The 9,603-nt window shown below is 37.9% G+C and carries 9 protein-coding genes; 6 read left to right on the top strand and 3 right to left on the bottom strand.

The annotated features are described in order from the left end of the window. Positions 1-230: 230 nt before the first annotated feature. The gene (locus ACQKMR_RS14135; RefSeq protein ID WP_029714163.1) at positions 231-431 is read right to left on the bottom strand and encodes a cold-shock protein; all 201 of its coding nucleotides are present in this window, start codon (positions 429-431) and stop codon (positions 231-233) included. 185 nt (positions 432-616) lie between these two features. Then, complete coding sequence (locus ACQKMR_RS14140; RefSeq protein ID WP_427697857.1) at positions 617-1,579, bottom strand: D-2-hydroxyacid dehydrogenase; 963 nt, start codon at positions 1,577-1,579, stop codon at positions 617-619. A gap of 121 nt (positions 1,580-1,700) precedes the next feature. On the opposite strand from ACQKMR_RS14140, the gene ACQKMR_RS14145 reads away from it, so the two are divergent. The 6 genes from ACQKMR_RS14145 (at position 1,701) to ACQKMR_RS14170 (ending at position 8,064) form a co-directional block, all read left to right on the top strand. Next, a complete protein-coding gene (locus ACQKMR_RS14145) occupies positions 1,701-2,249 on the top strand; it encodes a GNAT family N-acetyltransferase (protein ID WP_427697858.1) in 549 nt (182 codons plus the stop codon). A 373-nt stretch (positions 2,250-2,622) separates the two neighbouring features. After that, a complete protein-coding gene (locus ACQKMR_RS14150) occupies positions 2,623-4,080 on the top strand; it encodes a CoA-acylating methylmalonate-semialdehyde dehydrogenase (protein WP_427697859.1) in 1,458 nt (485 codons plus the stop codon). Between the two features lie 67 nt (positions 4,081-4,147). Next, positions 4,148-5,488, top strand: a complete 1,341-nt coding sequence (locus tag ACQKMR_RS14155) for an aspartate aminotransferase family protein (RefSeq protein WP_427697860.1) — start codon at positions 4,148-4,150, stop codon at positions 5,486-5,488. Between the two features lie 366 nt (positions 5,489-5,854). Beyond that, positions 5,855-6,286, top strand: a complete 432-nt coding sequence (locus tag ACQKMR_RS14160) for a hypothetical protein (protein ID WP_427697861.1) — start codon at positions 5,855-5,857, stop codon at positions 6,284-6,286. 272 nt (positions 6,287-6,558) lie between these two features. Then, on the top strand, positions 6,559-7,173 hold the full coding sequence (locus ACQKMR_RS14165) for an NUDIX hydrolase (RefSeq protein ID WP_427697862.1): 615 nt from the start codon (positions 6,559-6,561) through the stop codon (positions 7,171-7,173). Positions 7,174-7,266: 93 nt separating this feature from the next. Further along, a complete protein-coding gene (locus ACQKMR_RS14170; protein ID WP_427697863.1) occupies positions 7,267-8,064 on the top strand; it encodes an endonuclease I family protein in 798 nt (265 codons plus the stop codon). 181 nt (positions 8,065-8,245) lie between these two features. Here the strand turns inward: ACQKMR_RS14170 and ACQKMR_RS14175 are convergent, their stop codons facing one another. Then, positions 8,246-9,310 (bottom strand): lactonase family protein, encoded by a 1,065-nt coding sequence (locus ACQKMR_RS14175; RefSeq protein WP_427697864.1) that lies wholly within the window; start codon positions 9,308-9,310, stop codon positions 8,246-8,248. Positions 9,311-9,603: the final 293 nt, after the last annotated feature.

Raw genomic sequence — 9,603 nt, forward strand, 5'->3', positions numbered from 1 at the left:
ATCGAAATTATTCTTATGAAACTTTGTGAGAATTTTTACTTTTCGGATAAATTAGGGTTTCTTTTCTTAGTGTGTTATACTGTGTTTACCATTTACTAAACTTGTTTCATATTCCCCTATTCCTTGCGAATAGGGTTTTTTTATTTTCAAAAAAAGATATTCAATAAAGAACATTTTTAATCAAAAAAACAGACTCTACAAGTAGAGTCTGTTATATATTGTATTTAAAATTATGCTTTTTGAACGTTAGTAGCTTGAGGTCCACGTTGACCTTGCTCAACTTCAAAAGTAACTTCTTGACCTTCGTCTAATGATTTGAATCCTTCGCTTTGGATAGCTGAGAAATGTACGAATACATCGTCTCCGTTTTCGCGTTCGATGAAGCCAAATCCTTTTTCTGCGTTAAACCATTTCACTTTACCTTGTTCCATTGTTGTTGCCTCCTAGTGTGAATCCACACAATGTGTTACTACCCTTGCTCAATCTTCAGACGAAAAGTTTTTCACTTATCAATCTTCCCGAACAAAAATAATTCTTATTAAATATAACAGATAATGTCGGAATCTGCAAGCTAACATAGTAAGATTATTTTTTGTGAAGTTCCTAAGAAGATTTGTTAATATCCTTTCTTGTAATTAAGTAAATTTGTTGTAGGGTTTTTACCGTTAAGATAATTCTTCAAATTTGGAATGAAAATATCTTCAATCAATCGTTTGTCGTAAAATTCAGTGTTTCCGGATGTATGTGGCGTGATGATGACATTGTTCATTTCCCATAATGGGCTACTTTCCGGAAGTGGTTCAGTTTCAAACACATCTAGTCCTGCACCTGCAATCTGCTTGTCCTTAAGCGCTTGAATCAATTCATTTTGAACAACAATTGATCCTCTTCCAATATTAATGAAAAAAGCGGAAGGCTTCATTAACTTGAATTCGTTTGTGCCGAACATATCCTGTGTTTCTGGGGTCAACGGTAATGTCACGACGACATAATCACACTTAGGAAGAAGATCATTCAATTGTTTCTGTGTGAACATCTCATCAACATATTTTTCTGATTTACCAGAATGGCGAACCCCTAATACGGTCATTCCAAAAGCCTTGGCAATTTTAGCTGTTTCCTTCCCGATTTTTCCAACTCCAATGATACCGATAGTCTTTTCGTGAACTTCCTGCTTCATATCAGCGTGGTGCCAAGTCTTTTCCTGCTGTTGCTTAACATATGTATCTAGTTTTCTTGTAAAGGCTAGCATAAGTGCGAAAATGGTCTCTGAAATGGGATATGCGTGGACACCATTTGCAGTCGTAATCTGCACATTCTTTTGTTCTAATTTTTCCAGTGGCAAAGCATTCACTCCAGCACTCCATGTCTGGATCCATTTCAATTCGCTTTCTTCATACAAAATAGTGTCGTACATTTCTGATTTCCAGCCAGCGATAATTTCAGCATCGTTTATATGATCCTGCCATAATGCAGGGGATCTTCCAGTAATCACAGTCCAATCGGGAATTAATACTTTAACTTGCTGCAATAAATGTTCATTCAGGTTTTGGGTAATAATGAGTTTTTTATTTGGCATAATCATCCTCCTCTATCATTTTTCTGAATTATAAATAAGTTTTGGAAATATTTCAATTGGTAACAGTGACTACTAAGCAATCTTGATATAATACAAATATCTAACAGAATGGGGTGTAATCATGAAGGTGAAAGATATATATGAACAGCTACCAACCTTAGAAACAGAACGTTTAGTTATGAGGAAAATCACTATGAAGGATGCGGATGATATGTATGCATATGCATCCAATAGTGAAGTATCTCGTTTTGTCACATGGGAGCCGCATCGTTCTCTATCTGATACAAAAGATTTTATCCAATTCGTGTTACAGAATTATGAAGATAATAAGCTTGCTCCATGGGGAATTGAACACAAGGACAATGGTGAGTTTATTGGTACTATCGATTTTGTTTCATGGCAATTGAATCATCAAATCGCTGAAATAGGATATGTCCTCGCTTCACAATATTGGGGAAAGGGCATTATAACGGAGGCTGCCAAAAAGGTAATAGAGTTTGGTTTCGAAAATATGAACCTTGTTCGTATTCAGGCTCGTTGCTTTGTGGATAATCTTGGTTCAGAGCGGGTCATGCAAAAGGTAGGAATGTCTTTTGAAGGTATTTTACGAAAAGGAATGTATGTTAAAGGTAAGCATGAGGACCTGAAATTATATTCAATTATTAAATGATCGTACATTAATGAACGATTTCCGAAAAATCTTTAAAGGTTTGCTGAACTTTTAAGGGGAATGGACTTATAAATGTTGAAGAGGTCAAATCGAATCTTGGGTTAGCTCTCAGTTTCTGACTATGTAAATCTGGAAAACACTCATTCCTATTTTATCCAGAATTATAGAAAGGAAACTGACAGCCTGCAATTCGGATCTCCAGATCGCAAGTTTTGAGGAGGAACATTCCCTGGCTCTATGAAGATATGAAATTAAAAAACAAACAAAATGTGCAAATAATCATTCAAAAAACTATACAAAACGTCTAATGTAAAAAGTCCGTTTAAAAAATATAATAAAACTATGAAATCGGGTTGAAAGGGAGGGTGTCTTAATGGCAGTAATTAATGATGTAGAAACGTTGAAAAATTATATAGGTGGCAAGTGGGTAGAATCCACAACATCTAAACATGAAGAGGTGCCTAATCCGGCAACAGGAGAAGTGTTGGCGATTGTACCGCTTTCCACAAAAGAAGATGTCGATCAAGCAGTTCTGGTGGCACAAAAAGCTTATAAAGAATGGAAAAAGGTAGCTGTACCTAAAAGAGCTCGCTACCTATTCCGCTACCAGCAATTGTTGATAGAACACTGGGATGAGCTTGCGAAGCTCGTCACCATTGAAAATGGAAAAAGCTATACAGAAGCATATGGTGAAGTTCAACGTGGCATTGAATGTGTGGAATTCGCAGCAGGTGCGCCTACCTTAATGATGGGCAGCCAGCTTCCGGATATTTCTCCGGGTATTGAATCGGGCATGTACCGTTATCCAATGGGAGTTGTAGCAGGCATTACTCCATTTAACTTCCCAATGATGGTTCCATGTTGGATGTTCCCGCTTGCGATTGCCTGTGGAAACACATTTATTCTAAAACCTTCTGAAAGAACGCCGCTCCTAGCCAACCGTCTTGTTGAGTTAATAACAGAAGCAGGTGTTCCAGATGGTGTTGTAAATATTGTCCATGGGGCACACGATGTGGTGAATGGGATTTTGGAGCATGAAGACATTAAAGCGGTATCTTTTGTTGGATCCCAGCCAGTTGCTGAGTATGTATATAAAACAGCAGCTGCTAATAAAAAACGCGTTCAGGCTTTATCAGGAGCAAAAAATCATTCAATTGTAATGCCTGATGCAGACATGGATAATGCGGTAACCAACATTACCAACGCTGCTTTCGGATCTGCAGGCGAACGCTGTATGGCCGCTTCAGTAGTAGTTGCAGTTGGAGAGGTGGGAGATCTGCTTGTAGAAAGATTAAAGGCAGCGGCTGATGAAATCAAGATTGGAAATGGAATGGATAAAGAAGTTTTCCTTGGCCCAGTGATTCGTGATACTCATAAAAAGAGGACGGAACAATATATAGAGATTGGGGAAAAAGAAGGGGCTGTTCTCCTTCGTGACGGTCGAAATGAAGGTGATCAGGAAAACGGCTTTTATGTTGGACCAACATTATTTGATCATGTAAAAACAGATATGAAAATCTGGAAGGATGAAATTTTTGCTCCTGTTTTATCAATAGTGCGGGTTAACACACTTGAGGAAGCAATCGAATTAACTAACCAATCCGAATTTGCTAATGGTGCCTGTCTCTATACAGATAGCGTGAAAGCTGTCCGTGAATTCCGTGAAGAAATTGATGCAGGAATGCTAGGTGTGAATCTTGGTGTACCAGCTCCGATGGCGTTCTTTCCATTCTCCGGATATAAAAGCTCATTTTATGGAGACCTGCATGCAAATGGAAAAGACGGCGTAGAATTTTACACTAGGAAAAAAATGCTAACAGCAAGATACTGATATAGAAAGGAGGTCGACGTAATTATGGTCGGCCTTCCTTTATACCATAATTAGAGGAGTGGGGATTATGCAGGTTGAAAAACAAGGTCAGGATTTTAAGACAATAGATGAAAAATATGTTTGGCATCATATGAAAGGAGCTGGACCGAATCCTGGGACAATGGTCGTTCAAAAAGGGGAAGGAGCATGGATTACGGATGTTGATGGAAATCGTTATCTTGATGGGATGTCAGGATTATGGTGTGTCAATGTTGGTTATGGACGGACAGAACTAGCAGAAGCAGCTTACGAGCAGCTGAAGGAACTTCCTTATTCTCCTTTAACAAACAGTCACATTCCGGCTATTAAGCTTGCAGAGAAGTTAAATGATTGGCTGGGAGGGGATTATGTAATTTTCTTCTCAAACAGTGGTTCAGAAGCAAATGAAACCGCTTTTAAAATTACCCGTCAGTATCATCAGCAAAAAGGTGAACATGGACGCTATAAATTCATTTCTCGTTATCGTGCTTATCATGGAAATTCAATGGGAGCGCTAGCAGCTACTGGGCAGGCACAGCGGAAGTATAAATACGAACCGCTTGCCCCAGGGTTTCTTCATGTCTCACCTCCTGATTTATACCGTAATCCAGAAGACGAAAGCGGTGAGAAAAGTGCTGCGGAAATTGATCGTTCCATTACATGGGAATTAAGTGAAACGGTAGCGGCTGTTATTATGGAACCGATTATTACTGGCGGAGGGATTCTGATGCCTCCTGATGGATATATGAAAAGGGTTAAAGAAATTTGTGAGAAAAATGGAGTTCTTCTTATTTCAGATGAGGTTATTTGCGGTTTTGGCCGTACTGGGAAGAAGTTTGGATTTATGAATTATGATGTTCAACCAGACATCGTTACAATGGCAAAAGGGATTACTAGCGCTTACCTGCCACTTTCCGCTACAGCTGTAAAACGTGAAATTTATGAAGCATACGTTGGTTCCGAAGAATATGACCGCTTCAGACACGTAAATACATTTGGTGGCAATCCTGCTTCCTGTGCCTTAGCTTTGAAAAATATGGAGATATATGAAAATGAAAAACTAATTGAACGTTCCAAAGATTTAGGTCTTCGTTTTCTACAAGAATTGGATGAAATTAAGTCTCATCCCAATGTTGGAGATGTCCGTGGCAAAGGTTTGTTGGTTGGGATTGAACTTGTGGAAGATAAACAAACAAAACAACCGATTGATATTTCCAAAATCAATAAAGTAATCGCATCATGCAAAGATAAAGGACTCATCATCGGAAAGAATGGTGATACCGTTGCTGGTTTCAATAATGTCCTGACGCTTGCACCTCCGCTAAGTATTACTGAAGAGGATTTTTCTTTTATTGTATTGACGGTAAAGCAAGTATTAGCTGAACTGTAAAAAATATTAATAAACAGTGGGAACAGAATCTATTTTTCTTCTGTTCCTTTTTTGTATATTAAAGTATGTTATATCTGTTCCTTGAAAAGTACAAGAGGAGTGATGAAAAACTAGAATGCACTAAAAATTGCTAGGAAGTCAGATGCAATCTGTCTGTAATCCTTCAATATATATGAGATACGTTCATAATGATTGGGGCAGTTTCAAAATATTTGAAACAAATATATGTTCAAACGCTTAATACATCTACACCATATTTCACAAAATTTGAGACAGGCAAAATATTGATAATTTTAGATATGGTGATTATTCTTATCTCAGTTATTTTGAATATTTTTTGTTCATAATATTTGAGATTATGAGTATTTGTTTCAGGAGGAAAGTAATACTGAATGTCCCTTGGACATTCAAGTAGATGATGATACTGTTCGAGTGAAGAATGTATATGAGACAAAGAGCGTTCCGTGGATAGTGCTGACAGGGGAACTGGCGAAATTTATTAAGGGATACTACGACCTACGAATGAAGCATGCTACTCAATCTGAAGCTACATCTTATCTCTTCTTTCTGAAGTATTGGAATGGCAGAGAGTTAGAAATTGAGCCTGACATAGCGGGTGTAAAGTCGAATGGCTTTGTAGATGAGATCACGGCCGAAAATATTTTGCTTTTTTCACCTAATTCTTTATTTAATCGCTACATTGCTTCTGTCCTCCCTGATTTAGGGAAGGACAGTATGCAGCAGCTCACATTCCAAGATAATAAGCACACTGCCAGAAACAATGACAAACTGCAATGAAGAGACAGTTGCTTTTGCTAAACAAGCTTAGTTTGGTCGAGTCGCAAATACAGGCAGTCACTAATATTGTTTAGCATAAGGATGCTGAAAAACAACTAAAACCTAAAAGGATTGCTACCTTTTTATTTAATGAATTATATATATTAAAGGTAATACCATGGAATCGTTTTTCTTGCTTAGTTATACCAAATGTTTGAAAATAGAATTATAAAAAGTGATTGGATAACAAAAGATCACATCTTTAATATTATCAGTCAGAGGAGGTGTGGGACATGAAAAATGAAGACATAACCAAAAAATTAACTTTACATAGCCCCGAAATTTTAGGGAGTGGGAATTTCTCAAAGTATGCAGTGCTGTTACCCCTCTTAGAAAAAGAAGATGGCATACATGTTCTTTTTGAAGAGCGCTCACACAAACTAAGAAGGCAGCCAGGGGATATTTGTTTTCCAGGCGGAAGAATCGATAAACAGGATAGAAATGAGCAGGCTGCAGCTCTCAGGGAAACCCATGAAGAACTTGGTTTGAAAAAGGAAGATATCTATAATGTCTTTCCAATTGATTATCTGGTTTCTCCGTTTGGGATGATTGTTTATCCCTATGCAGGATTTGTCCGTAACCATCATCGAATAACACCAAATCCTTCAGAAGTGGAAACGATTTTTACGGTACCTCTGTCTTTCTTTATGGAAAAACCGCCAGAAATCTATTATGTGAATTATAAAGTCGAACCACCCGAAAACTTCCCCCACAAATTAGTAGTTGGTGGGGAAAATTATAAATGGCAGCCTAGACAGATGGAAGAATATTTCTACTTGTATAACGGCCGAGTAATCTGGGGAATGACGGCGAAAATCCTTACCCATTTTATTGAAATTCTACGTTAGACACTTCTAAAGCACCTTTTAATCTGAATTGAAATCTATTAAACTTTAAATATGGTAAAAGTTAGCTTTAATAAAAGGCGGGGGGATGAGTGGATGAAGAATAGTTTGGAATTACTTGAAAGGGAACGAGAATTGGCATTGGCTGAGCTTGGGAAATTCAATGAAAACCGTGAATACTACGATGAAAAAAAAGATCGGAAAATTCAGGAAGAATACTACCAGGCTGGGTCTTGGGACAGAGAAAGACTGAACCATCTGCTTGTAACCACCCACAAAAACCAGCTGAACTACTCCCCACATCGTCATGTTTATCCATGGGTTGATTTACAGGAAAACGGCAAGCTGAAAAGTTTGTATTCCGGGAAAGGGATGGACCCTGTGCAGGTTATTGAGGAAGATATTCGTATTCTTGAAATCTTGACAAAAGACATTCAAACATCAAATGTTGAAAATATTATCGTTAATTGTGAACATGTCGTACCTCAATCATGGTTTAGTAAAAAAGAACCGATGAGGGGGGATTTGCATCACTTATTTGCCTGTGAACCAACTTGTAACAGTAGCCGAGGGAACTATCCATATCATGACTTCAAGGATTATGTGCCTGAGGTATCATCTAGAGGTATAAAAGAGGGTTGCGGAAAGACAGAGGAAGGGAAATTCGAGCCAGAATATGGTAAAGGTATTGTGGCCAGGGCGACTCTGTATTTTTTACTCCGATATGAGGGGATCATTGATAGCGCCAATGTTAACATGGAACTTTTATTAGAATGGCATCTGCTTTTTCCAGTCAGTCTTTATGAAAAGCATAGAAACCAAGCTATATTTGAAGTGCAGGGTAATCGAAATCCATTTATTGATTTCCCTGAAATGGCGGAGGTATGGAAGTAGAGAAATAAATTTATTCATTTATTTTATCATATCTGAAAGTCTGTCTTATAAAATAGATGAATGTGAAAGATATCTATTTTACAAATCATAATATTAAATAATAGCGCATTTGTTTATTGAAAAAGAAAAGGATTGAAGCTGTAGTTAAGCTCCAATCCTTTTTTTATTTTTATCAATAAGATTAGCCATGAAGAAATTTCACACATACAGGGAAGGGAACTTGAACATCCTTTTGCAGTAATGTTAATTTTCCAGTACTTTCATTCCGTGAATATAGTGTCATGTTTCCTGATTCTTCATTAGAAGCAACAAGGAATTTTCCACTAGGGTCTATAGCAAAGTCACGTGGCCAGTGGCCTTCGGTTGATACCAGTTCGACTAATGTAAGTTTACCGGTTGCTGGATTAGTTTGGAAAACAGCAATACTATCATGCCCGCGGTTTGCGGCATATACAAATTGTCCATCCGCAGAAATATGAATGGCACTGCCTTGATTATTTTCACTAAAATCTTCCGGAACAGTCCGGACGGTTTGTAATTCAGAAAAGCGTCCGTTAAAGCTGTCGTAGCTTAACACAATAACTTCGGGTACTAGCTCTGCCATCAAATATGCGAATTTTCCATTTGGGTGGAAGGTCAGATGTCGGGGGCCACTGCCGGGCGCTACTGATAAACTATTTACTTCTTCCAATACTCCATTATGTATTTTATAGGTGATTACTTTATCAATTCCGAGATCGGCAACAGCTATGAACTTTTCATCCGGTGTGAATCCTGCAAAGTGTGTATGTGCTTTTTCCTGACGATCCTTGTTTGGGCCATTTCCTTCATGGCGGATAGTGGATGATACAGGCAGAGGGGTCGCATCTTTCTGAAGTTGATAAGCTTCAATGATGCCATCTCCGTAATTGGAAGTAACTAAAATATGTTTCTCGCTATCAATACTAATATGGCAAGAAGACCCATTAGGTGTAAGTTGTTTGCCTAGGTAAGTAAGTTCACTTGAATTTTCATTGATGGAATAGGCAGAAACACCGCCGCTTCCTGCTTCTTTTAAAATAGCATATAGATGCTTATTGTCTTCGCTAATCGTGAGATAAGTCGGATCGGTTAATTCTGCTGCAAGTACAGGTGTACTGATTTTTCCTTCAGCAGTATCGAGAGTAAAACGATATATGCCCTTGCTGTTTCCTTTTGTGTAGGTTCCTATATATCCTATAATGGTTTGTTGTTTTTGTTTTACCATATTTATCCCCTCCAAGAAAGATTTGAGTTTATTTTAACATAGAAAGCACTTATATATCTTTTTCCTGGTTTAAGTGGAGTTGGAACCTTTATTATGTAAAAATTTTTGGAATGAATAAAAATCCCCCTTGTAGGGGATTACAGACTGTAGACAAACTCGATGAAAATCGAGTTGAACTGCCCCGTAAATGTTAGACATCAAACTAACATTTACGGGGTGTTTTTTTATGGCTAAATTTTCTGCCGAACAGAAAATATTTATTACGCGTCTTTACCTAGAAGGAATGCACAGCT

This window comes from Peribacillus sp. NPDC096540 (assembly GCF_050278525.1).
Lineage (GTDB): Bacteria > Bacillota > Bacilli > Bacillales > DSM-1321 > Peribacillus.

Coding starts and splice junctions, on each gene's coding strand:
- ACQKMR_RS14150 (WP_427697859.1), top strand. CDS start 2,623: ATGGCAGTAATTAATGATGTAGAAACGTTGAAAAATTATATAGGTGGC.
- ACQKMR_RS14165 (WP_427697862.1), top strand. CDS start 6,559: ATGAAAAATGAAGACATAACCAAAAAATTAACTTTACATAGCCCCGAA.
- ACQKMR_RS14170 (WP_427697863.1), top strand. CDS start 7,267: ATGAAGAATAGTTTGGAATTACTTGAAAGGGAACGAGAATTGGCATTG.
- ACQKMR_RS14175 (WP_427697864.1), bottom strand. CDS start 9,310: ATGGTAAAACAAAAACAACAAACCATTATAGGATATATAGGAACCTAC.
- ACQKMR_RS14135 (WP_029714163.1), bottom strand. CDS start 431: ATGGAACAAGGTAAAGTGAAATGGTTTAACGCAGAAAAAGGATTTGGC.
- ACQKMR_RS14155 (WP_427697860.1), top strand. CDS start 4,148: ATGCAGGTTGAAAAACAAGGTCAGGATTTTAAGACAATAGATGAAAAA.
- ACQKMR_RS14140 (WP_427697857.1), bottom strand. CDS start 1,579: ATGCCAAATAAAAAACTCATTATTACCCAAAACCTGAATGAACATTTA.
- ACQKMR_RS14145 (WP_427697858.1), top strand. CDS start 1,701: ATGAAGGTGAAAGATATATATGAACAGCTACCAACCTTAGAAACAGAA.